General features: G+C 62.1%; 22 protein-coding genes. 16 read left to right on the plus strand and 6 right to left on the minus strand.

Features of this window, described 5'->3' with window-relative positions; translation table 11 throughout:
- Positions 1–2: 2 nt before the first annotated feature.
- The 8 genes from lepB to tadA all read left to right on the plus strand — a co-directional run bounded on the left by lepB (position 3) and on the right by tadA (position 7,818).
- The gene (gene lepB, locus ACS5Q8_RS05330) at positions 3–857 is read left to right on the plus strand and encodes a signal peptidase I (RefSeq protein ID WP_276196639.1); all 855 of its coding nucleotides are present in this window, start codon (positions 3–5) and stop codon (positions 855–857) included.
- Positions 858–1,004: 147 nt separating this feature from the next.
- Positions 1,005–1,694 carry a ribonuclease III gene (gene rnc, locus ACS5Q8_RS05335; protein WP_276196640.1) on the plus strand — a complete coding sequence of 230 codons (690 nt, stop codon included), beginning with the start codon at positions 1,005–1,007 and terminating at the stop codon, positions 1,692–1,694.
- A complete protein-coding gene (gene era, locus ACS5Q8_RS05340) occupies positions 1,687–2,589 on the plus strand; it encodes a GTPase Era (RefSeq protein ID WP_247403227.1) in 903 nt (300 codons plus the stop codon). Before rnc ends, era begins: the two co-directional genes overlap by 8 nt.
- A 164-nt stretch (positions 2,590–2,753) precedes the next feature.
- Entirely contained in the window at positions 2,754–3,443 is a 690-nt protein-coding gene (gene recO, locus ACS5Q8_RS05345) for a DNA repair protein RecO (protein ID WP_443696182.1), read from the plus strand.
- 51 nt (positions 3,444–3,494) lie between these two features.
- Positions 3,495–4,238, plus strand: coding sequence for a pyridoxine 5'-phosphate synthase (gene pdxJ, locus ACS5Q8_RS05350; protein WP_426099651.1), 744 nt, complete (start codon positions 3,495–3,497; stop codon positions 4,236–4,238).
- Positions 4,239–4,354: 116 nt separating this feature from the next.
- Positions 4,355–5,730 (plus strand): IS3 family transposase gene (locus tag ACS5Q8_RS05355; RefSeq protein WP_465159113.1). Its coding sequence is split into 2 segments (ribosomal slippage): positions 4,355–4,855 and positions 4,858–5,730, totalling 1,374 coding nucleotides; the frame shifts between segments, so codons are not numbered across the junction.
- Between the two features lie 208 nt (positions 5,731–5,938).
- Positions 5,939–7,321, plus strand: coding sequence for a multicopper oxidase family protein (locus ACS5Q8_RS05360; RefSeq protein WP_465159900.1), 1,383 nt, complete (start codon positions 5,939–5,941; stop codon positions 7,319–7,321).
- On the plus strand, positions 7,321–7,818 hold the full coding sequence (gene tadA, locus ACS5Q8_RS05365; protein WP_247402165.1) for a tRNA adenosine(34) deaminase TadA: 498 nt from the start codon (positions 7,321–7,323) through the stop codon (positions 7,816–7,818). The genes ACS5Q8_RS05360 and tadA overlap by 1 nt, the downstream gene beginning before the upstream one ends.
- Positions 7,819–7,973: 155 nt before the next feature.
- Here the strand turns inward: tadA and cmoB are convergent, their stop codons facing one another.
- The 6 genes from cmoB to ACS5Q8_RS05395 all read right to left on the minus strand — a co-directional run bounded on the left by cmoB (position 7,974) and on the right by ACS5Q8_RS05395 (position 14,586).
- Positions 7,974–8,930 carry a tRNA 5-methoxyuridine(34)/uridine 5-oxyacetic acid(34) synthase CmoB gene (gene cmoB / locus ACS5Q8_RS05370; protein WP_443700540.1) on the minus strand — a complete coding sequence of 319 codons (957 nt, stop codon included), beginning with the start codon at positions 8,928–8,930 and terminating at the stop codon, positions 7,974–7,976.
- A complete protein-coding gene (gene cmoA, locus ACS5Q8_RS05375) occupies positions 8,927–9,670 on the minus strand; it encodes a carboxy-S-adenosyl-L-methionine synthase CmoA (protein WP_247402160.1) in 744 nt (247 codons plus the stop codon). The genes cmoB and cmoA overlap by 4 nt, the downstream gene beginning before the upstream one ends.
- A 35-nt stretch (positions 9,671–9,705) precedes the next feature.
- The gene (locus ACS5Q8_RS05380) at positions 9,706–10,362 is read right to left on the minus strand and encodes a lysoplasmalogenase (protein ID WP_276196645.1); all 657 of its coding nucleotides are present in this window, start codon (positions 10,360–10,362) and stop codon (positions 9,706–9,708) included.
- A 1-nt stretch (position 10,363) separates the two neighbouring features.
- Positions 10,364–10,753 carry a protease inhibitor I42 family protein gene (locus tag ACS5Q8_RS05385; protein ID WP_465159901.1) on the minus strand — a complete coding sequence of 130 codons (390 nt, stop codon included), beginning with the start codon at positions 10,751–10,753 and terminating at the stop codon, positions 10,364–10,366.
- Between the two features lie 202 nt (positions 10,754–10,955).
- Positions 10,956–13,376 carry an endopeptidase La gene (gene lon / locus ACS5Q8_RS05390; RefSeq protein WP_276196646.1) on the minus strand — a complete coding sequence of 807 codons (2,421 nt, stop codon included), beginning with the start codon at positions 13,374–13,376 and terminating at the stop codon, positions 10,956–10,958.
- Positions 13,377–13,596: 220 nt separating this feature from the next.
- A complete protein-coding gene (locus ACS5Q8_RS05395) occupies positions 13,597–14,586 on the minus strand; it encodes a GntR family transcriptional regulator (RefSeq protein ID WP_247402153.1) in 990 nt (329 codons plus the stop codon).
- A 350-nt stretch (positions 14,587–14,936) separates the two neighbouring features.
- Between ACS5Q8_RS05395 and ACS5Q8_RS05400 the strand changes: the two genes are divergently transcribed.
- The 8 genes from ACS5Q8_RS05400 to ACS5Q8_RS05435 all read left to right on the plus strand — a co-directional run bounded on the left by ACS5Q8_RS05400 (position 14,937) and on the right by ACS5Q8_RS05435 (position 21,685).
- On the plus strand, positions 14,937–15,113 hold the full coding sequence (locus tag ACS5Q8_RS05400; RefSeq protein WP_247402149.1) for a hypothetical protein: 177 nt from the start codon (positions 14,937–14,939) through the stop codon (positions 15,111–15,113).
- Between the two features lie 11 nt (positions 15,114–15,124).
- Positions 15,125–16,003 carry a polysaccharide deacetylase family protein gene (locus ACS5Q8_RS05405; protein WP_276196647.1) on the plus strand — a complete coding sequence of 293 codons (879 nt, stop codon included), beginning with the start codon at positions 15,125–15,127 and terminating at the stop codon, positions 16,001–16,003.
- 27 nt (positions 16,004–16,030) lie between these two features.
- Positions 16,031–17,371 carry an MFS transporter gene (locus ACS5Q8_RS05410; protein WP_276196648.1) on the plus strand — a complete coding sequence of 447 codons (1,341 nt, stop codon included), beginning with the start codon at positions 16,031–16,033 and terminating at the stop codon, positions 17,369–17,371.
- Between the two features lie 10 nt (positions 17,372–17,381).
- Positions 17,382–18,143: an SDR family NAD(P)-dependent oxidoreductase gene (locus tag ACS5Q8_RS05415; RefSeq protein WP_276196649.1), complete on the plus strand. Its 762-nt coding sequence runs from the start codon at positions 17,382–17,384 to the stop codon at positions 18,141–18,143.
- A gap of 139 nt (positions 18,144–18,282) precedes the next feature.
- A complete protein-coding gene (locus ACS5Q8_RS05420; RefSeq protein ID WP_426099648.1) occupies positions 18,283–19,032 on the plus strand; it encodes an SDR family NAD(P)-dependent oxidoreductase in 750 nt (249 codons plus the stop codon).
- Positions 19,033–19,045: 13 nt separating this feature from the next.
- Positions 19,046–19,354: a hypothetical protein gene (locus ACS5Q8_RS05425; protein WP_247408807.1), complete on the plus strand. Its 309-nt coding sequence runs from the start codon at positions 19,046–19,048 to the stop codon at positions 19,352–19,354.
- A gap of 187 nt (positions 19,355–19,541) precedes the next feature.
- Positions 19,542–20,516 (plus strand): CobW family GTP-binding protein, encoded by a 975-nt coding sequence (locus ACS5Q8_RS05430; protein ID WP_426099647.1) that lies wholly within the window; start codon positions 19,542–19,544, stop codon positions 20,514–20,516.
- Complete coding sequence (locus ACS5Q8_RS05435; RefSeq protein ID WP_276196652.1) at positions 20,513–21,685, plus strand: ABC transporter substrate-binding protein; 1,173 nt, start codon at positions 20,513–20,515, stop codon at positions 21,683–21,685. The genes ACS5Q8_RS05430 and ACS5Q8_RS05435 overlap by 4 nt, the downstream gene beginning before the upstream one ends.
- The last annotated feature ends 43 nt before the right edge of the window (positions 21,686–21,728 follow it).

Below are 21,728 nucleotides of genomic sequence, written 5' to 3' on the forward strand. Positions count from 1 at the left end.
CTATGTCGCTAAATTTCCCGCTGTTGCTGGTCATCGCCGTTGCCGTTTGCGGACTCCTGGCGTTGCTCGATCTTGTGTTCTTCGCCCCGCGTCGGCGGGCGGCTATCGCGTCCTATCAGGGCAGCGTCAGCCAGCCCGACGTCGTGGTGATCGAGAAGCTGAACAAAGAACCTTTGTTGGTTGAATACGGCAAATCGTTCTTCCCGGTGCTATTTATCGTGCTGGTGCTGCGTTCGTTCCTGGTGGAGCCGTTCCAGATTCCGTCGGGGTCGATGAAGCCGACCCTGGACGTGGGCGACTTCATCCTGGTGAACAAGTTTTCCTACGGGATTCGCTTGCCGGTGATCGACAAAAAAGTCATCGAGATCGGCGACCCGCAGCGCGGCGATGTGATGGTGTTCCGCTACCCGAGCGATCCGAACGTTAACTACATCAAGCGTGTGGTCGGTCTGCCGGGTGACGTGATTCGCTACACCAGCGACAAGCGCCTGTTCATCAACGGTGAGTCGGTGGCCGAGCAGCTACTGGGTGCCGAACCGAACACCCTGGGCAGCGCCGAGCTGTATCAGGAAAAACTCGGTGCGGTGGAGCACCAAATCCGCAAGGAAATGAGTCGCTACCGCGCAATGCCTGATGGCGAATGGAAAGTGCCGGCCGGGCACTATTTCATGATGGGCGACAACCGCGACAACTCCAACGACAGCCGCTATTGGGATGATCCCACCATTCCCAAGGATCTGTTGGGCATGGTTCCCGACCAGAATATCGTCGGCAAGGCCTTCGCGGTCTGGATGAGCTGGCCGGAACCCAAACTCAGCCACCTGCCGAACTTCTCGCGGGTCGGGCTGATCAAGTAATACAGACGGCGCTGTGATCACAGCGCCGAATGCTTTTTTGGGGCTTGGACAATCTCCAGCCTCATGCAGCGCCAACCAGGATTTGAATTTGAACACTGCGTCAATCGTCGATGGCCGCCGGTGCCACCAAACAGATATGGGTAAACCGTGAGCGTTTCTCTAAGTCGTCTCGAGCACCTGCTCGGCTACACCTTCAAAGACCAGGAACTGATGGTCCTTGCCCTCACACACCGCAGTTTTGCAGGGCGTAACAACGAACGCCTGGAATTCCTCGGTGATGCCATCCTCAATTTCGTCGCCGGTGAAGCCCTGTTCGAACGCTTCCCTCAAGCCCGTGAAGGCCAGCTGTCGCGCTTGCGTGCGCGGTTGGTGAAGGGCGAGACCCTGGCCGTTCTGGCCCGTGGCTTTGGCCTGGGCGAGTACCTGCGCCTGGGCTCCGGTGAGTTGAAGAGCGGCGGTTTCCGTCGCGAGTCAATCCTGGCCGACGCGCTTGAAGCGCTGATCGGCGCCATCTATCTGGATGCAGGCATGGAAGCGGCCAAGACGCGCGTCACCGCTTGGCTGACGTCCGAGATCGAAAGCCTGACCCTGGTCGACACCAACAAAGATCCCAAGACCCGCCTGCAGGAATTCCTGCAGTCCCGCGGGTGCGAACTGCCACGCTACGAAGTGGTGGATATCCAGGGTGAGCCGCATTGCCGCGTATTTTTCGTGGAATGTGAAATCACCTTATTGAATGAAAAAAGCCGAGGTCAGGGTGTGAGCCGTCGTATTGCCGAACAGGTAGCGGCCGCTGCAGCACTGATTGCCCTGGGCGTGGAGAATGGCCATGACTGATTCAACCGCAACACGCTGTGGCTATGTTGCCATCGTCGGCCGTCCCAACGTGGGCAAGTCCACGCTGCTGAACCACATCCTCGGCCAGAAGCTCGCGATCACCTCGCGCAAGCCGCAGACTACCCGTCACAACATGCTGGGCATCAAGACCGAAGGCACCGTGCAAGCGGTCTACGTCGACACCCCGGGCATGCACAAAGGCGGCGAGAAAGCCCTGAACCGCTACATGAACAAGACCGCCTCGGCTGCGTTGAAAGACGTCGACGTGGTGATCTTCGTGGTCGACCGCACCAAGTGGACCGACGAAGACCAGATGGTTCTCGAGCGCGTGCAGTACGTCACCGGCCCGTTGATCGTCGCGCTGAACAAGACCGACCGCATCGAAGACAAAGCCGAGCTGATGCCGCACCTGAGCTGGCTGCAGGAACAACTGCCGAATGCCCAGATCATGCCGATCTCGGCCCAGCACGGGCACAACCTCGAAGCCCTGGAGCGCGTGATTGCCGGCTACCTGCCGGAGAACGAGCACTTCTTCCCGGAAGACCAGATCACCGACCGCAGCAGCCGTTTCCTCGCCGCCGAATTGGTGCGTGAGAAAATCATGCGCCAGATGGGCGCCGAGCTGCCGTACCAGATCACCGTCGAAATCGAAGAGTTCAAGCAACAGGGCAAGACCCTGCATATCCATGCGCTGATTCTCGTCGAACGTGACGGCCAGAAAAAAATCATCATTGGCGACAAGGGCGAACGCATCAAGCGCATCGGCACTGAAGCGCGCAAGGACATGGAATTGCTGTTCGATTCCAAGATCATGCTGAACCTGTGGGTGAAGGTGAAGGGTGGCTGGTCCGATGATGAGCGCGCATTGCGCTCCCTGGGTTACGGCGACCTGTAAGGACTCGAATCCACCGCAGGGCTATAAATGTGGGAGGGGGCTTGCCCCCGATAGCAGAGTGTCAGTCACTAAATATTTTGACTGAGCCACCGCCATCGGGGGCAAGCCCCCTCCCACATTAGGTTGGTGTTGTTTTCACTAGTGCATTCCAGCAACGAGAACCCATGTCCTCAACCCCGCCTCCCAGCCAACCCGCCTATGTGCTGCACAGCCGCGCCTACCGCGAGACCAGCGCGTTGGTGGACTTCCTCACGCCCCAGGGGCGCCTGCGCGCGGTGTTGCGCAGTGCGCGGGGCAAGACAGGTACCTTGGCGCGGCCGTTCGTGGCGCTGGACGTGGAGTTTCGTGGCAAGGGCGAGCTGAAAAACGTCGGCCGCCTGGAAAGCGTCGGCAACTCCGCCTGGCTCAATGGCGAGGCACTGTTCAGTGGCCTCTATCTCAATGAATTGCTGATCCGCCTGCTGCCCGCCGAAGACCCGCACCCGGCGGTCTTCGATCACTACGCCGCCACGCTGCTGGCCCTGGCCGAAGGCCGCCCCTTGGAGCCGCTGCTGCGCGCGTTCGAATGGCGCCTGCTCGACGACCTGGGCTACGGCTTTGAACTGAGCAACGACCTGCACGGCGAGCCCATCGCCGCCGACGGCATGTATCGCCTGCAAGTCGACGCCGGCCTGGAGCGTGTGTACCTGCTGCAACCCGGCCTGTTTCAGGGCACCGAACTGCTGGCCATGAGCGAAGCTGACTGGACCGCGCCTGGCGCGTTGTCCGCCGCCAAGCGCCTGATGCGCCAGGCCCTGGCCGTGCATCTGGGCGGGCGGCCGCTGGTCAGTCGCGAGTTGTTTCGAAAGCCCTGACAACCCCGTGTATGCTGTGCAGCGTTTCTTTCCCTTTTCAGGAGCGCTTCCGTGACCACCAGCAATCGCATTCTTCTCGGCGTCAACATCGACCACGTCGCCACGCTGCGCCAGGCCCGGGGCACCCGTTACCCGGACCCGGTCAAAGCCGCGCTGGACGCCGAAGAAGCGGGCGCCGACGGCATCACCGTACACCTGCGCGAAGACCGCCGGCACATCCAGGAGCGCGACGTGCTGTTGCTCAAGGATGTGCTGCAAACCCGTATGAACTTCGAAATGGGCGTCACCGAAGAAATGATGGCGTTCGCCGAGCGCATCCGCCCGGCGCATATCTGCCTGGTGCCGGAGACCCGTCAGGAACTGACCACCGAAGGCGGCCTCGACGTGGCCGGCCAGGAGGCGCGGATCAAGGCCGCAGTGGAGCGCCTGTCGCGGATCGGCTGCGAAGTCTCGCTGTTCATCGACGCCGATGAGCGCCAGATCGAAGCCTCGCACCGCGTTGGCGCGCCGGCCATCGAGCTGCACACCGGGCGTTATGCCGATGCGACCACGCCGACCGAAGTGGCCGATGAGCTGCAACGCATCATTGAAGGCGTGAACTGCGGTCTCAACCTAGGCCTGATCGTCAACGCCGGCCACGGCCTGCACTACCACAACGTCGAAGCCGTGGCGGCGATCAAGGGCATCAACGAACTGAACATCGGCCATGCGCTGGTGGCGCACGCGCTGTTCGTTGGTTTCAAAGGCGCGGTCGCCGAGATGAAAGCCTTGATCCTGGCCGCTGCCAAAGCCTGAGCAAACACCCTCTAGAAAACACTGAAGCTCAAAATGTGGGAGGGGGCTTGCTCCCGATGGCGGTGGTGAAGTGCGCCCCAGAAGTTGGACACCCATCCAACTCCTGGGGCTTTTTCATGAGCAAGTACACAACGCAGTTCAAGCTTTCCGCCATTACCGCCTTCCTGGAACGAGGCCGAGGCTTTCGCCATATTGCTGCTCGATTTCAAATGGACCCCACTTTACTTCGCCGTTGGGTGGAAGCTTACCGGCTGCACGGTGAGGCCAGTCTGAGTAGTACCGGTGGACGTTACAGTGCTTTGTTCAAGTTCTCCGTTCTGCAACGCATGTGGCGTGACTCCCTTTCTTTTCGCCGCGCAGCGGCACTCTTCAATCTGGGTGACTCTACCCAAGTGGGCAGATGGCAGCAGCAGTATTACAGTGGCGGTATTGAAGCCCTGGCCTCAGGGGAAAAAGGATCGAATACCGCTATGTCCAAGCTACCTGCTAAACCTCGAAAAACGGCCATTCCACTCACCGACCAAGAACGTGCTCACAAGGCTTTACTTGATGAACTCCAGTATTTGCGCATGGAGAACGCCTACCTAAAAAAGCTTGGGGAGTTAGGCGAGGCAGTGATGAGGCGCGAGAAAGAAGCGAAGAAAAAGCCCAATTAGTCTCTGAGTTGAGGCACAGCTTCCCCTTGGACCATTTGCTCAAGCTGGCTGGGCTCGCCCGCAGCACGTACTACTACCAACTCAAGGCGATGGACGGAGCAGACCGGTTCGTTTCGCTAAAAGCCTCTATCCAGAGCCTTCAAGACGAGCATAAGGGGCGATTCGGCTATCGCCGTATGACTTTAGCTCTGCGGAGCGACGGACAGTTGATCAACAGTAAAACTGTGCGGCGACTGATGGGGGAGTTGAGTCTGAAATGTACGGTGCGACCGAAGAAATACAGATCGTATCGAGGACCAATGGGAGAAGTATCGCCTAACATCCTGGCTCGTCAGTTCGAGGCTGAGCAACCGAATCAGAAATGGGTAACGGATGTCACCGAGTTCAAAGTGGCAGGCGAAAAGCTATATCTGTCTCCAGTTTTAGACTTGTACAACGGAGAAATTGTGGCCTATCAAACCGCCACGCGCCCCCAATATGCCCTGGTGGGCGACATGCTGGAACAAGCTCTTGAGCGCTTGCCTGAGGGCGTCAAGCCCATGTTGCACTCGGATCAAGGTTGGCACTATCGATACCCGAAGTACCGGGATCGACTAGAAAAAGCAGGGTTGGAACAGAGCATGTCACGCAGAGGAAACTGCTATGACAACGCCACAATGGAGAGCTTCTTCGGCACGTTGAAGTCAGAGTTTTACTACCGGGAAAGCTTCGAGAGTGTGGCTCAGTTGCAGGCTGGACTGGCTGAATACATCCATTACTACAACCATAAGCGAATCAAAACGAAACTTGGCGGACTGAGCCCTGTAGCGTACAGAGCCAGGTCCGCTGTAGCCTAACAATCACTGTCCAACTTTTGGGGCGCACTTCAGTGGATCAGCTACACATAAGCTGACTGACCCACCGCCATCGGGAGCAAGCCCCCTCCCACATTGTCCTCGGTGTTTTCGGTATGCGGCAATGCGAAGCCTTACTGTTTAGCCGTCGCAGGTGTATCGTATCTGCCCTTTGCAGGCCCTGCGCCTGCGGCAGATACGTGAGGTTGTTGTGTCCCGATCCTTTTCCCGTCGACAAATCCTGGGTGGTCTTACCGGCCTGGCCGTAGTGGGCGTCGGTGCCGGTGGCGGCTACCGCTATTGGCTGGGCAAGGTCGCCGAGGCCGAGGCGGGACACGACTACGAACTGATCGCCGCGCCCCTCGATGTGGAGCTGGTGCCGGGGCACACAACCCAAGCCTGGGCGTTCGGCCCGTCGGCGCCCGGCACCGAGCTGCGCGTGCGCCAGGGCGAATGGCTGCGGGTGCGTTTCATCAATCACCTGCCGGTCGCCACCACCATCCACTGGCATGGCATCCGCCTGCCGCTGGAAATGGACGGCGTGCCCTATGTCTCGCAATTGCCGGTATTGCCCGGCGAATACTTCGACTACAAGTTCCGCGTGCCCGACGCCGGCAGCTATTGGTATCACCCTCACGTGAACAGCAGCGAAGAACTCGGCCGTGGCCTGGTCGGCCCGCTGATCGTCGAAGAGCGCGAGCCCACCGGTTTCAAGCACGAACGCACCCTCAGCCTGAAAAGCTGGCACGTCGACGAAGAGGGCGCCTTTGTCGCGTTCAGCGTGCCCCGTGAAGCGGCGCGTGGCGGCACAGCCGGGCGCTTATCGACGATCAATGGCGTGTCCCAGGCGGTGATCGATTTACCCGCTGGGCAGATCACCCGCGTGCGCTTGCTCAACCTCGACAACACGCTGACCTATCGCCTCAATATTCCCGACGTCGACGCGCAGATTTATGCGCTGGACGGCAACCCCATCGAGCCGCGCCCCCTCGGCAAGGAATACTGGCTCGGCCCGGGCATGCGTATCTGCCTGGCGATCAAGGCGCCGCCGGCGGGCGAAGAACTGTCGATCCGCAACGGCCCGGTGCGCCTGGGCACGTTCCGGTCGGTGGCCAACGCCGACGCGCCGACTGAATGGCCGCCTGCGCTGCCCGCCAACCCGATCAGCGAGCCGGACCTGGCCAACGCCGAGAAACTCAACTTCAATTTCGAATGGGTCGGCTCGGTGTCGGTCAACGTCGACAACGGCAAGCCGCCCAGCCTGTGGCAGATCAACGGCCAGGCCTGGGACATCACCGACAAGACCTGCGCCGACCGCCCGATTGCCAAGCTGGAGAAGGGCAAAAGCTACATTTTTGAACTGAAAAACATGACCCAGTACCAACACCCGATCCACCTGCACGGCATGAGCTTCAAGGTGATCGCCTCGAACCGCCACACGGTGATTCCGTACTTCACCGACACCTACCTGCTGGGCAAGAACGAACGCGCCCGCGTGGCGCTGGTGGCGGATAACCCGGGGGTGTGGATGTTCCACTGCCATGTGATCGACCATATGGAAACCGGCCTGATGGCCGCTATCGAGGTGGCATGATGCGCCAGTTTCGCCCCACGGCGATTATCGACCGCAGCCGCGACCAGGACTTCATGCGCGAAGCCCTGGCACTGGCGGCGCAGGGTGCGGCGTTGGGCGAAGTGCCGGTGGGCGCGGTGCTGGTGCAGGACGGTGTCATCATCGGCCGTGGCTTCAATTGCCCGATCAGCGGCAACGACCCCAGCGCCCATGCCGAAATGGTCGCCATCCGCGCCGCCGCCCAGGCGCTGAGCAACTATCGCCTGCCCGGCAGCACGCTGTATGTGACGCTGGAACCGTGCAGCATGTGCGCGGGCCTGATCGTGCATTCGCGCATCGCGCGGGTGGTGTACGGCGCGCTGGAGCCGAAGGCGGGGATTGTGCAAAGCCAGGGGCAGTTTTTTACCCAGGGGTTTCTCAACCATCGGGTGTTGTATGAAGGCGGGGTGCTGGCCGAGGAATGCGGGACGGTGTTGAGTGAGTTCTTCAAGGCCCGCCGGGCTAAGCCCCCACTCTAAAGAACACTGATGAGCAAATGTGGGAGGGGCGGTGCGACGATTCGACTTGCCCCCGATAGCAGTGTGTCAGTCAGCTTATCTATTGCTGACCCACCGCCATCGGGGGCAAGCCCCCTCCCACATTCTGATCTCCATTTTTTCATGGGGATCGCGGGTTACTTCTTAGCGATGATCACCGCCCGCATCGGCGCCGGTAGCCCTTCAATCGTCTTGCTGTGGTCTTCCGGGTCGAGGAAGTCACTCAGCGACTGAAACTTCATCCACTCCGTCCCCCGCTGTTCCTCCACCGTGGTCACACTCACATCCACGCACCTCACGTCGCTGAAGCCGGCCCGGCGCAGCCAGAGCATCAATGCCGGCACCGACGGCAGGAACCACACGTTGCGCATCTGCGCGTAACGGTCTTCCGGTACCAGCACCTGTTGCTGATCGCCTTCGACCACCAGCGTTTCCAGCACCAGTTCACCGCCTTTGACCAGGCAGTCCTTCAGCGCCAGCAAATGCTCGATCGGCGAGCGACGGTGGTAGAACACACCCATGGAAAACACGGTGTCGAAGCCTTCCAGGTTCGCCGGCAAGTCCTCGAACGGGAACGGCAGGTGCCAGGCGTTCGGTGCCGACAGGTAACGCTGTACCGCCTGGAACTGGCAGAAGAACAGCCAGTTCGGGTCCACGCCGATCACGCTGTCGGCACCGGCGCCGAGCATGCGCCACATGTAATAGCCGTTGCCGCAGCCGACATCGAGGATGCGTTTACCGTTCAGGTCCAGATGCGGCGCGACTCGCGACCACTTCCAGTCCGAACGCCATTCGGTATCCACATGCACGCCGAACAGGTGGAACGGGCCTTTGCGCCACGGGCTCAGGCCCATCAGCGCGGTATGCATTTGCGCGCGGGTGGCGTCGTCGCACGCGGTGTCGAGGGTCAGGCCATTGAGCAAATCGACTTCGCTGGGCTGGATCTTCGGCAGTGCATCCAGCGCACTCTGCCAGCGCTCCAGGTCGCCATGCCCCTTTTCCATCTTGCTATCGAGTTGCGCTTGCAGGCCCTGGGCCCATACGGCCAGGGGAGTGCCGACCAAGTGGCGGGCGAGGGGGGACAGATCAATCATGGCAAGGCAATCAACGAGGCAAAGTTAAGACACTGGAACCACGGCACGACGGTCGAGAACCCGGCCGCCAGCAGGCGTTCGCGGTGTTCTTCGAGGCTGTCGGGCTTCATGACGTTTTCGATGGCGCTGCGCTTCTGGGCGATTTCCAGCTCGCTGTAGCCGTTGGCGCGTTTGAACGCGACATGCAGATCGGTGAGCAGCGCGTGTTCTTGCGCATCATTGAAACGCAGCTTTTCCGAGAGGATCAACGCACCGCCCGGCAACAGCGCTTGGCGGATGCGCCCGAGCAACGCCAGGCGCTGATCGGGAGCGATGAATTGCAGGGTGAAGTTCAGCGCCACCACCGAGGCCGGCTGGAACTGCAGCGCGAGGATATCGCCCTCGATCACCTGAACCGGCAGCAACTCCTGGAACATCGAGTCCTGGCCATTGAGGTATTCGCGGCAGCGCTCGACCATCGCCGCCGAGTTATCCACCGCGATGACGTGGCAGCCGTCGGTGCGCACGTGGCGGCGCAACGCCTGGGTGACCGCGCCGAGGGACGAACCCAGGTCGTACAGCGCACTGTTGGGTTGGGCAAACTGCGCGGCGAGCACGCCGAGGTTTTCGACGATGGTCGGGTAACCGGGCACTGAGCGCTTGATCATGTCCGGGAACACCCGCACCACGTCCTCGTTAAAGGCGAAGTCCGGCACCTGGGGCAGGGGCTGGGCGAATAGGCGATCGGGTTCTTTGCTCACGGTTGTTCCAGCGACGAGGGGGAAAGGCCGGCATTTTAGCCAAGTTGCTCCGCAGATGCGCGGGTTGTCTGATGGAACGCCGAGGCGGTGATACCCCACTGGCCGAGCCAGTAAGTGCTGATCAGCAGGTACGGCGCGGCATCGAAGCTCAGCACAAACCGGTTGATGCCGATCAGCGTGTCGGAAACCACAAACGATATGGCACCCGCCGCTGCCAGTAACGCCGAGCGCTTGGGCACCGCGCTGCCCAGTCGCGCCAGCGCCCGCCAGAGCATCGCGCTGATCACCAGCGCGTAAACCACCACTGGAATCAGCAACTCGCCCAGCCCATGGGAAATCAGGATGCTCAGCAGCATCGCCCCGACGCCCAGCGCCAGCACCAACGGCAGCCACGCCAAGCGTCGGCAGTCGCTGAAATAGGCTTTGAGGTACGCCAGGTGCGCGCACAGAAACGCGCCCAGGCCAAAGATAAACAAGTCGCCCGGCCATGCCAGCAGCACATCGCCGACCAGGGAAAAAATCAGCCCCAGGCTGATCCAGCGTCGATAGTCGCTCGGCGGCGCATCATGCAGCCAGCCCAGCAGCGCCAGGACCGGCAACGGTTTGACCAGCAGGCACAGTAACGCCGCATGGACGGTCAGGCCGTAGATAAAGGTGCCGGCGCCCATCAACGCAAGAATCAGCCATGGCATATCAGTTCACCGTGATGGCGCAGTCGAACGTCTCGGTCGGTTCGGCTTCCGGTTCCCAGGGCTGCTGGGAGGTCAGGCGCAAACGGCCCTGGCCGGACGAGAAGGCCTGGAAGCGCCAGGTGGATTGGCCACCGCCGCCGATCACGCCGGATTCTGTGCTGCTGTAGACCTCGGGGCTCAGTGCGCGCAGCACGCCGCCGGCGGAATCCTGGATGGCCCAGCGGTAGCCAGTGGTGGGGTTGCTTGGCAGGGTCAGGATCAGGTTTTGTCCGGTTTTGAGTTGGAGCGGGCAGGTGCTCTGTTTTTCCACGCTGACGTTTTGCTGTGGGGCACTGGCGCACGCGGCCAGCAGGGCAAGGCTCAAGGGGAGAAGCAGGCGGGCAGCGGTCATGGGGGCTCCGTTGATGTGCGACGAAGAGCGAGCATAACCGAAGATGAGGCAGGGGGGCGGGCGGGCAGTGTATGAGGTGGCTGGGCTGGCGCCATCGCGGGCAAGCCCGCTCCCACATTCGAGCGCATTCCAAAGGATGTACTCGGTCAACTGTGGGAGTGGGCTTGCCCGCGATGACGCCCGCTCAGGCGCTAAAAAACTGTCAGAACAACACCTTCGCCACATCCGCAAAACGCTTGGCGAAGTGCACGGTCATCCCTTCCTTCAGATACTCCGGCAGCTCTTCAAAACTGCCGCGATTGGGCTCGGGCAAGATCAGCTCGTGAATCTTCTGGCGCCGCGCCGCGATCACCTTCTCACGCACCCCGCCAATTGGCAGTACATGCCCGGTCAGCGTCAGCTCGCCGGTCATGGCCACGCCTTTCTTCGGTGGCTGGTTGCGCGCCAGCGACAACAGCGCACTGGCCATGGTCACGCCAGCGCTCGGGCCGTCTTTCGGCGTGGCGCCTTCGGGTACGTGCAGGTGGACGAAGGCTTCATCGAAGAACTTCGGATCACCGCCAAACGACTTCAGATTGGCGCTGACGTAGCTGTAGGCGATTTCAGCGGATTCTTTCATCACATCACCCAGTTGCCCGGTGAGCTTGAAGCCGCGGTTGAGCGTGTGGATGCGGGTCGCCTCGATCGGCAAGGTCGCGCCGCCCATGCTGGTCCAGGCCAACCCGGTGATAACGCCGGTGCCGGACAGCACTTGTTCGTTGCGGAACACCGGTATACCGAGGGAGCTTTCCAGGTCCTTGGTGCCGATCTTGATCACCGCGTCCGGCTCATCCAGCAGCTTGACCACCGCCTTGCGCACCAGCTTGCCCAGTTGTTTCTCCAACTGGCGCACCCCGGCTTCGCGGGCATAGCCGTCGATCAAGGCGCGCAGGGCGCCGTCGCTGATGGTCAGGCTGTTTTTCGACACGCCGGCTTTTTCCAACTGCTTTGGCCACAGGTGGCGTTTGGCGATGGCGACTTTTTCTTCGGTGATATAGCCCGACAGGCGAATCACTTCCATGCGGTCCAGCAAGGGGCCGGGGATCGAGTCCAGGGTGTTGGCGGTGCACACGAACAGCACTTTCGACAGGTCCAGGCGCAGGTCCAGGTAGTGGTCGAGGAATTCGACGTTCTGTTCCGGGTCGAGGGTTTCCAGCAGCGCCGAAGCCGGGTCGCCCTGGAAGCTCTGACCCATCTTGTCGATCTCGTCGAGCATGATCACCGGGTTCATCACTTCCACATCTTTGAGCGCCTGCACCAGCTTGCCGGGCATGGCGCCGATGTAGGTGCGGCGATGGCCCTTGATCTCGGCCTCGTCGCGCATGCCGCCGACGCTGAAGCGATAGAACGGCCGCCCGAGGGATTCGGCAATCGATTTACCCACGCTGGTCTTGCCCACACCCGGCGGCCCGACCAGCAGCACGATGGAGCCGGCGACTTCGCCTTTATAAGCGCCCACCGCGAGGAATTCGAGGATGCGACTCTTGATGTCGTCCAGGCCGGCGTGGTGTTTGTCCAGGACCTTGCGCGCATGTTTCAGGTCGAGCTTGTCCTTGCCGTACACGCCCCACGGCACTGAAGTCGCCCAGTCCAGGTAGTTGCGCGTCACTGCGTATTCCGGCGAGCCGGTTTCGAGGATCGACAGTTTGTTCAGTTCTTCATCGATGCGTTTCTGCGCCTGCGCCGGCAGCACTTTGCCTTCCAGGCGCTGTTCGAACTGCTCGACGTCGGCGCTGCGGTCGTCCTTGGTCAAGCCCAGTTCCTGCTGGATGACCTTGAGCTGTTCCTTGAGGAAGAATTCGCGCTGGTGCTCGCCGATCTTGCGGTTCACCTCGGCGGAGAGTTCTTTTTGCAAACGCGCGACTTCGACTTCCTTGCGTAGCATCGGCAGCACTTTTTCCATGCGCTTGAGCATGGGCACGCAGTCCAGCACTTCCTGCAGCTCCGTACCGGTCGCCGACGTGAGGGCGGCGGCGAAGTCGGTCAGCGGCGACGGGTCGTTAGGGCTGAAGCGGTTGAGGTAGTTCTTCAGCTCTTCGCTGTACAGCGGGTTGAGCGGCAGCAGTTCCTTGATCGCATTGATCAGCGCCATGCCGTAGGCCTTGACCTCGTCGGTCGGCTCGGTCGGCTGGTGCGGGTATTCGACTTCCACCAGGTACGGTGGGCGGTGGTGCTTGAGCCAGGTGCGAATCCGCACGCGGGTCAGGCCCTGGGCGACGAATTGCAGTTTGCCGTTTTCGCGGCTGGCGTGGTGGACCTTCACCAGGGTGCCGTACAGCGGCAGCGCGGAGGTGTCGAAATGCCGTGGATCATCTGGCGGCGTGTCCATGAAGAACAGGGCCAGGGAGTGATGGTCGGATTTGCTCACCAGCTCCAGGGTTTCGGCCCACGGTTCTTCATTGACGATCACCGGCAACACTTGCGCCGGGAAGAACGGGCGATTGTGAATCGGGATGATGTAGACCTTGTCCGGCAGGTTTTGCCCAGGCAGGGCCAGGCCGGTATTGGACGAGTGACCCTCGGCGTTTTCAGGGTCGGCGTATTCGTTGGCGTCGAAATCAGGGATATCTTGCTGGTCGCTCATGGGGCACCTGCATAGGGAAGTATGCCAGTTAGATGGGGCGGTCCAGCGGTGGTTTCAATGGCGGGGGCTAGATAGCAACATATTGCATGAAATTACTGCAGAGCCCCGGTCAAGGTGGGAGGGGGCTTGCTCCCGATTGCGGCGTGACAGTCACCCCATACGTTGACTGATACACGGTTATCGGGAGCAAGCCCCCTCCCACAGGGTTAGCCGCATGCAGTCAGCTGATTTTGTGGAGGTAGGCGGGCAGGGGTTGTTCCGGCAATACCGACAACACCTTCAAGCGCTGCAACATCCGCTGCCGCGCCCGTTGCAGGTGCTCGCGCAGGTTCAACGCCGCCGCATCGAACGCGCCGTGCAGCAACAACTCCAGGATCAAGCGGTGTTCGGCGAGCATCGCCGGGTCGGCACCGATCCCCAGCAAGCGATAGAAAATCCGGCTGATGATCATCGGGCTCTGGCCCTGGCGGATCAGCGCGGCGATCTTGCGGTTTTGCAGGCCGGCCAGGCAGCGTTGGTGCAAATCCTCTTCGATCTGCTCGATGGCTTCCAGGCTGCACTGTGGGCTGTCCTGGGCGTCGAGCACGCGTTGCAACATGGCTTCGAGCAGCGCGCGGTCAAGGTTCGGCGCGCTCTGGCGCAGCGCTTCGGGCTCCAGGCAGGCGCGCAGTTCGTAGTCTTCGGTGACTTCCCGCGCCGTCAGCGGCCCTGCCAGCCATTGGGAGTAGGGCTCTTTTTCGACCAGGCCACGGTCGCGCAGGCGCATCAGTGCTTCACGCACCACCGCGCGGCTGACGCCGTAGTGGTCGGCGGCGGCTTGCTCATCCAGGCGGTAATGGCCGAAAGCGATGCAGGTGGACAGCGCCGCGCCGATCTCCTCGACGATCCGCTCGCCCAACGGCCGTGTATCCACCAGTTCGTCCTCGTCGTTCAGGCCCAGGTGCGCCGGGCTCAGGGGCAGGCGCAGCGGTTCCATGGCCACGCCCTCGGGGTTGATCAGGTAACCCCGCCCGTTGAAACGGCAGATCAACCCTTCGGCATGCAGCAGGTCCAGCGCCTTGCGTACCGGCACGCGGCTGGTGCCAAACAATTCGGCCAGCGGCGCTTCGAGCAGGACCAGCCCGTGGCGGGCGGTGCCGTTGACGATCGCGTCACGCAAAAGCTGGTGAATCATCGCGTAACGAGAGGCCGAGGCGGACACTGCTTTCATCGTGTTCTCTGGGGTAAAGAGGTCGGGTGTATGTAGGACGCAGCCAGGGATTCTCTCATAGATGTACCTGTCACTCCGCGCCACGTCGGCGGCACTTTTTTGGGGCCTTGAAGGTAGGGCTGTTACTTTTCTGCACCAAAATGTACTTATTAATAAAAGATACATTATTAGCTTGAAGGCCCGCTGCAGGGTCCGCGCCAGGTTTTTTTGCTTCCTACAAAAGCATCTATCCCGCCGCTCTGGTCGATAAAGCGCAATCACAGAAAAAGCCGTCGACACAGACTGGCACGAAAGCTGCCTTTATAAAATGTACATTTTATTAATATGTACGTTTTGTGAGGATCAGCCTGATGTCAGACGCCACTTCAATGGCCGAGGCTTTCGCCAGCGGTCGCAGCGACCCGGTGCACGCCCTCGACCACGCGAGTCGGTCGGCACCCCCGGCCGTCATCCACATCGCCCCAACGGGGGAAGACGCACGCCTGTTGCGGGCTGCGCTGTCCGTCGAATCCCAACTGACTCTCTAAGGAGACACCCCATGGCTAAAGACATCCTCTGTGCATTCGGCGTCGACGTTGACGCCGTCGCCGGCTGGCTCGGTTCCTACGGCGGCGAAGACTCGCCAGACGATATCTCCCGCGGCCTGTTCGCCGGTGAAATCGGCGCGCCGCGCCTGCTCAAACTGTTCGAGCGCTACGGCCTGCGCACCACTTGGTTTATCCCCGGCCACTCGATGGAAACCTTTCCCGCGCAGATGAAGGCGGTGGCCGACGCCGGTCACGAAATCGGCGTACACGGCTACAGCCACGAAAACCCGATTGCGATGACCGCCGAGCAGGAAGAAATCGTGCTCGACAAGTCCATCGAACTGATCACCCACGTGACCGGTAAACGTCCGACCGGCTACGTCGCACCGTGGTGGGAATTCAGCAAGGTCACCAACGAACTGCTGTTGAAAAAAGGCATCAAGTACGACCACAGCCTGATGCACAACGACTTCCACCCCTACTACGTGCGCAAGGGCGACAGCTGGACCAAAATCGACTACAGCCAGCACCCCGACACCTGGATGAAACCGCTGGTGCGCGGCGAAGAAACCGACCTGGTGGAGATCCCGGCCAACTGGTACCTCGACGACCTGCCGCCGATGATGTTCATCAAGAAAGCCCCCAACAGCCACGGCTTCGTCAACCCGCGTCACCTCGAAGAAATGTGGCGCGATCAGTTCGACTGGGTCTACCGCGAACACGAACACGCGGTGTTCACCATGACCATCCACCCCGACGTATCCGGCCGCCCGCAAGTGCTGCTGATGCTCGAACGCTTGATCGAACACATCCAGAGCCATGCCGGCGTGCGCTTCGTCACCTTCGACGAAATCGCCGATGACTTTATCCGCCGCCAACCGCGTACCTGACCCCATCCCACCCTCGAGGCGCGATCCATGTCCATCTACAACAAGCTTGACCTGACTGGCTGGAAACCCCGGCAACTGACGTCCCAGGAAGTGCGCTTCGCCACCTGGATCGCGTTTTTCGCCTGGGTGTTTGCGGTGTACGACTTCATCCTGTTCGGCACGTTGCTGCCGGAGATCGGCCGGCACTTCGGCTGGGGCGAGGTGGAACAAGCTGAAATCGCGACCTGGGTGGCGGTGGGTACGGCGGTGGTGGCATTTGCCATTGGCCCCGTCGTCGATAAGTTGGGGCGGCGCAAAGGCATTATCTTCACCGTGGCCGGCTCCGCGGTGTGCTCGGCGCTGACCGCGATCGGTGGTGCGTGGGGCAAGTCGCCGCTGATCCTGATCCGTTCGTTGGGCGGCCTGGGTTATGCCGAGGAAACCGTCAACGCCACGTATTTGAGCGAGCTGTATGGCGCCTCGCAAGATCCCCGACTGACCAAGCGCCGGGGGTTTATCTACAGCCTGGTGCAGGGCGGCTGGCCGGTCGGTGCGCTGATCGCGGCGGGGTTGACCGCGCTGTTGCTGCCGATCATCGGCTGGCAGGGCTGCTTCATTTTTGCCGCGATCCCGGCCGTGGTCATCGCGATTATGGCGCGCAAGCTCAAGGAGAGCCCGCAGTTCCAGATCCATCAGCGCATCAGCGCGCTGCGTAAAAGCGGCGCGGTGAGCGAAGCGCAAAACGTCGCCGCGACCTACGGCGTGGACTACGACGAGCACAGCAAAGCCGGCCTCAAAGCCGCCTTCCGTGGCCCGGCCCGCCGCGCCACCCTGGTGATCGGCGCCGCGCTGTTGCTCAACTGGGCAGCGATCCAGGTGTTCAGCGTGCTCGGCACGTCGGTGATCGTCAGCGTTCACCACATCTCGTTCGAGAACTCGCTGATCATCCTCGTGCTGTCGAACCTGGTGGGTTACTGCGGCTACCTCAGTCACGGCTGGATGGGCGACAAGATCGGCCGCCGCAACGTCATCGGCCTGGGCTGGATGCTCGGCGGGCTGTCGTTCGCCGGGATGCTGTTCGGCCCGAGCAACATGGCGATGGTGGTCGGGTTGTACAGCCTGGGCCTGTTCTTCCTGATCGGGCCGTACTCGGCGGCGTTGTTCTTTATCAGCGAAAGTTTCCCCACCAGCATCCGTGCCACCGGCGGCGCGATCATTCATGCCATGGGCCCGATTGGCGCGGTGGTCGCAGGTTTCGGCGCGACGCAAGTGTTGTCCGCCGGCAGCGACTGGCAGACCGCCGCGCTGTGGTTCGGCGCCTTGCCGTGCTTTTTGTCCGGTGTGCTGATGTTTGCCGCACGCCATGTGCGTCCGGAAACCGTGCAGTAAGGAGGGTTTGATGAAGCGTAAAGTTGCCTTGATTACCGGTGCCGCCAGCGGCATCGGCCAAGCCCTCGCGGTGGCCTATGCGCGCCACGGCGTGGCGGTGGTGGGCGGGTATTACCCGGCCGATCCTCATGACCCGCGCACCACCGTGTCCCTGGTGGAACAGGCGGCTGGCGAATGCCTGATGCTGCCGCTGGACGTGGGCGATACCGCCTCGGTGGACGCCTTGGCTGCCCAGGCCGTGCAGCATTTTGGCCGCCTCGATTATGCGGTGGCCAACGCCGGTCTGCTGCGCCGTGCGCCGCTGCTGGAAATGACCGATCAACGGTGGGACGAAATGCTCAACGTCGACCTGACGGGGGTAATGCGCACCTTCCGCGCGGCGACTCGGCATATGCCCGCGGGCGGCGCGCTGGTGGCGATTTCGTCGATTGCCGGCGGCGTATATGGCTGGCAGGAGCACAGCCATTACGCGGCGGCCAAGGCCGGTGTGCCGGGATTGTGCCGCTCACTGGCGGTGGAATTGGCGCCGTTGGGGATTCGCTGCAATGCGGTGATCCCGGGGTTGATCGAGACGCCGCAATCGCTGGACGCGCAGAACTCCCTCGGGCCGGAAGGTTTGGCCAAGGCCGCACGGGCGATTCCGTTGGGCCGGGTGGGGAGGGCGGATGAAGTGGCGTCGCTGGTGCAGTTTTTGACCAGTGATGCATCGAGCTACCTGACCGGGCAAAGCATCGTCATCGACGGTGGTTTAACCGTGCGCTGGCCCGACTGACGGATGTACTCGATCCTCAAATGTGGGAGGGGCTTGCTCCCGATAGCGGTGTGTCAGTCACCATTGTTTTATCTGAACCACCGCTATCGGGAGCAAGCCCCCTCCCACATGGGTACTGTGTTTTTTCAGGAGTTTTTGTATGCCCCAACTGACTAACCGCCGCGCCGTCATCACCGGCGCCGGCAGCGGCATCGGTGCCGCCATCGCCCGTGCCTACGCCGCTGAAGGCACGCGCCTGCTGCTGGCCGACCGTAATGCCGTCAGCCTCGCCGAAACCGCCATCACCTGCCGCAACCTTGGCGCCGAAGTGTTCGAGTGCCTGGCCGATGTCGGCACCGTTGAAGGCGCCCGGGCCAGTGTCGATCGTTGCGTCGAGCATTTCGGCGGCATCGATATTCTGGTCAACAACGCCGGCATGCTCACCCAGGCGCGCTGCGTCGACCTCTCCATCGAAATGTGGAACGACATGCTGCGCGTCGACCTCACCAGCGTCTTCGTCGCCAGCCAGCGTGCCTTGCCGCACATGCTGGCGCAGGGCTGGGGGCGGATCATCAACGTCGCCTCGCAACTGGGGATCAAGGGCGGCGCCGAGCTGACCCATTACGCAGCGGCCAAGGCCGGTGTGATCGGCTTCACCAAATCCCTGGCGCTGGAAGTCGCCAAGGACAACGTGCTGGTCAACGCCATCGCGCCGGGTCCCATCGAGACGCCGCTGGTGGGCGGCATCAGCGACAGCTGGAAGCGTGCCAAGGCCGCCGAGCTGCCCCTGGGGCGCTTCGGCCTGGCCGACGAAGTGGCGCCCACCGCCGTGCTGCTGGCCAGCGAGCCGGGCGGTAACCTGTTCGTCGGCCAGACCCTGGGCCCGAACTCCGGCGATGTCATGCCATGAGCGGGGTGTAGCGATGTGCGGACTCTGCGGGCTGCTCGGCGAAGACCTGCACTGGAGCGACCCGCTGGGCGATGAGTTGCCCAGGCGCCGCGAACGCCTGCGCCGGATCGCCGCGATCAACCAGGTGTTGGCGGTGTTCCGGCTCAAGGTCGAAGACTTCCAGGGCGCCTCGTACCTGCTGCTGGGCGCCACCGGCAAACAGGCGTTGGCCAGCGGCCTGGATCAACTCTGGCAAGCGGCCGAAACCCTGCTCGGGCGGCCACTGGACCCGCTTGATCCGCAACTGCTGAACCACTTGGAAAACACACCATGCTTTCCGTAGGCACGCCCCATTGTGGCGAGGGAGCTTGCTCCCGCTGGAGTGCAAAGCGCTCCCAGCGCGGTGTCCGAAGAGGATCTGGCACACCTCGGTCGCTTGGTTTTGGGCCCGCTTCGCAGCCCAGCGAGAGCAAGCGCTCTCGCCACAGTCAACGCGTTCCGGCCGACGGCGGTGGGTATGAGGTGGAACGATGAGCATCGCTCTGAATGTGATCACCGGCTTTCTCGGCGCTGGCAAAACCAGCTTGCTCACGCGCCTGCTGCAAGGCGAAAGCCTTGGCGATACGGCGCTGCTGATCAATGAATTCGGCGACATCGGCATCGACCATCTGCTGGTGGAAGAAGTGGCGCCGGACACCGTGCTGCTGCCCAGCGGCTGCGTCTGCTGCTCGATTCGCGGTGAACTCAAAGACGCACTGCTCGGCCTCTTGCAACGCCGCGAGCGCGGTGAAATCCCGGCCTTCAAGCGGGTGATCCTGGAAACCACCGGCCTGGCCGACCCGGCGCCGATCCTTGCGACCCTCAACAACGACGTGCAACTGCGCGGGCGTTTTCATATCGGCCTGGTCATCACCCTGGTCGACGCCAGCCACGCCGCCCTGCAGGAACGCCTGCACCCGGAATGGCTGGCCCAGGTGGCGGCGGCGGATCGCTTGCTGCTGAGCAAGACCGACCGGGTGGACGACTGCGAGCCGCTGCGTTTGCACCTACAGGCGCTGAACCCGGGCACGCCGATCCTGGATACCCACGACATCCACAGCGGCGATCAACTGTTGCTTGGCGAAGGCTTGCGCAGCGCCGAACCGGCGGTCGAAGTCAGCCGCTGGCAACTGCACCGGACCACCACGGCCAGCCATGGCGCCGCGCAAGTCTGCTGCCTGACCTTCGACCAGCCGCTCGATTGGGTCGGTTTCGGAGTGTGGTTATCGATGCTGTTAAGATGCCATGGCGAACGAATCCTTCGCGTCAAAGGACTGCTCAACGTGAACGCAAGCTCGGCCCCCATCGTCATTCATGGCGTGCAGCACTGCCTGCATGCGCCAGTCCACCTGCCGGCGTGGCCGGGCACCGACCGGCAATCGCGCCTGGTGTTTATCCTGCGCGGCCTCGATCCCACGCAGTTGCGCCGCTCGTTTGAAGCATTTTCACGGCGGTTCGCGGCATGATCACCTTAAGAGTCCTTGGCACTTCGGTGACCTTGCTCGAATGCTTGCGCGTGCGGGCCGAGCAGGAACTGGGCATTCGCCTGGTGTACCAGGTGCATGACGTCGAACAGGCCCAGCGCATCGCGGTGATGCAGCCCGACAGCTACGATCTGTACGACCAGTGGTTCCACAACGTCGACTTCGTGTGGCCCGCCCGCGCGATCCAGCCCATCGACACGCGGCGCATCGCCTTGTGGCACGAGATCAACGACCTGCCCAAACGTGGTCGCCTGTCGCCCAGCGACTGCCTGGGCAGTGGCAGCGTGCCCAGTGAACGGCTGTTTGTGCAGCACGATGGCAGCCTCGGCAGCACCGTCACCGAACGCATCAGCATGTTGCCGCTGACCCACAACGCCGACAGCTTCGCCTACCGCCCCGAGCGCTTGCCCGAGGCCTTCAGCCGCAGCAATGAAAGCTGGGGCTGGTTGCTCGACCCGCAGTTGCGTGCGCGCACCGCCCTGCAAAGTGACGCCGCCATCGGCGCCCTGGATGCCGCGCTGGCGGTGCAGGGCGCTGGGCTGGCGACGTTCAAGGACATCGGCAATATGAGCATTGAAGAGATCGATGTGCTCGCCGATATCCTGGTGCGCAAGCAGAAAGAAGGGCACTTCGCGGCCTTCTGGTCCGACGATGAAGAAGCCGCGCAATTGATGCTCAGCCCGAGCATCGATATCCAGAGCCTGTGGTCGCCGACCCTGATGCGCCTGCACCGTGCGGGGGGGAAGTACCGCCTGGCAGTGCCGCGCGAAGGTTATCGCGCCTGGTTCGGTGGCCTGTCATTGTCGCGCCATGCCCAGGGCCCGGTGCTCGACGCGGCCTATGCGTACCTCAATTGGTGGCTGTCCGGCTGGCCGGGGGCAGTGATGGCCCGCCAGGGTTACTACATCGGCAACCCGGCACGCAGCCGCGATCACTTGACCAGCGCCGAATGGGACTACTGGTACGCCGGTAAACCCGCGCGGGAAGAATTACCGGGCAGCGATGGCCTGCCGCTGATCGATATCGGCGAAGTGCGCGACGGCGGGTCCTATGAACAGCGCATGGGGCATATCGCGGTGTGGAATTCGGTGATGGATGAACACAACTACCTGGTGCGGCGCTGGGGGGATTTCATGCGCGCGCGAGGGTGATGCCGGCCAACCGCCTGTCGCCAATAATATGACGCGAAATATC

It is taken from the genome of Pseudomonas sp. PAMC25584 (genome assembly GCF_058135675.1).

What these genes read in the sequence shown, in the direction of transcription:
- recO (WP_443696182.1), top strand. Translation starts at nt 2,754, where the DNA reads ATGTCCTCAACCCCGCCTCCCAGCCAACCCGCCTATGTGCTGCACAGC.
- ACS5Q8_RS05430 (WP_426099647.1), top strand. Translation starts at nt 19,542, where the DNA reads ATGAGCATCGCTCTGAATGTGATCACCGGCTTTCTCGGCGCTGGCAAA.
- ACS5Q8_RS05435 (WP_276196652.1), top strand. Translation starts at nt 20,513, where the DNA reads ATGATCACCTTAAGAGTCCTTGGCACTTCGGTGACCTTGCTCGAATGC.
- lepB (WP_276196639.1), top strand. Translation starts at nt 3, where the DNA reads ATGTCGCTAAATTTCCCGCTGTTGCTGGTCATCGCCGTTGCCGTTTGC.
- lon (WP_276196646.1), bottom strand. Translation starts at nt 13,376, where the DNA reads ATGAGCGACCAGCAAGATATCCCTGATTTCGACGCCAACGAATACGCC.
- ACS5Q8_RS05425 (WP_247408807.1), top strand. Translation starts at nt 19,046, where the DNA reads ATGTGCGGACTCTGCGGGCTGCTCGGCGAAGACCTGCACTGGAGCGAC.
- ACS5Q8_RS05380 (WP_276196645.1), bottom strand. Translation starts at nt 10,362, where the DNA reads ATGCCATGGCTGATTCTTGCGTTGATGGGCGCCGGCACCTTTATCTAC.
- ACS5Q8_RS05420 (WP_426099648.1), top strand. Translation starts at nt 18,283, where the DNA reads ATGCCCCAACTGACTAACCGCCGCGCCGTCATCACCGGCGCCGGCAGC.
- tadA (WP_247402165.1), top strand. Translation starts at nt 7,321, where the DNA reads ATGCGCCAGTTTCGCCCCACGGCGATTATCGACCGCAGCCGCGACCAG.
- ACS5Q8_RS05410 (WP_276196648.1), top strand. Translation starts at nt 16,031, where the DNA reads ATGTCCATCTACAACAAGCTTGACCTGACTGGCTGGAAACCCCGGCAA.
- ACS5Q8_RS05385 (WP_465159901.1), bottom strand. Translation starts at nt 10,753, where the DNA reads ATGACCGCTGCCCGCCTGCTTCTCCCCTTGAGCCTTGCCCTGCTGGCC.
- ACS5Q8_RS05395 (WP_247402153.1), bottom strand. Translation starts at nt 14,586, where the DNA reads ATGAAAGCAGTGTCCGCCTCGGCCTCTCGTTACGCGATGATTCACCAG.
- era (WP_247403227.1), top strand. Translation starts at nt 1,687, where the DNA reads ATGACTGATTCAACCGCAACACGCTGTGGCTATGTTGCCATCGTCGGC.
- ACS5Q8_RS05405 (WP_276196647.1), top strand. Translation starts at nt 15,125, where the DNA reads ATGGCTAAAGACATCCTCTGTGCATTCGGCGTCGACGTTGACGCCGTC.
- ACS5Q8_RS05400 (WP_247402149.1), top strand. Translation starts at nt 14,937, where the DNA reads ATGTCAGACGCCACTTCAATGGCCGAGGCTTTCGCCAGCGGTCGCAGC.
- cmoB (WP_443700540.1), bottom strand. Translation starts at nt 8,930, where the DNA reads ATGATTGATCTGTCCCCCCTCGCCCGCCACTTGGTCGGCACTCCCCTG.
- ACS5Q8_RS05415 (WP_276196649.1), top strand. Translation starts at nt 17,382, where the DNA reads ATGAAGCGTAAAGTTGCCTTGATTACCGGTGCCGCCAGCGGCATCGGC.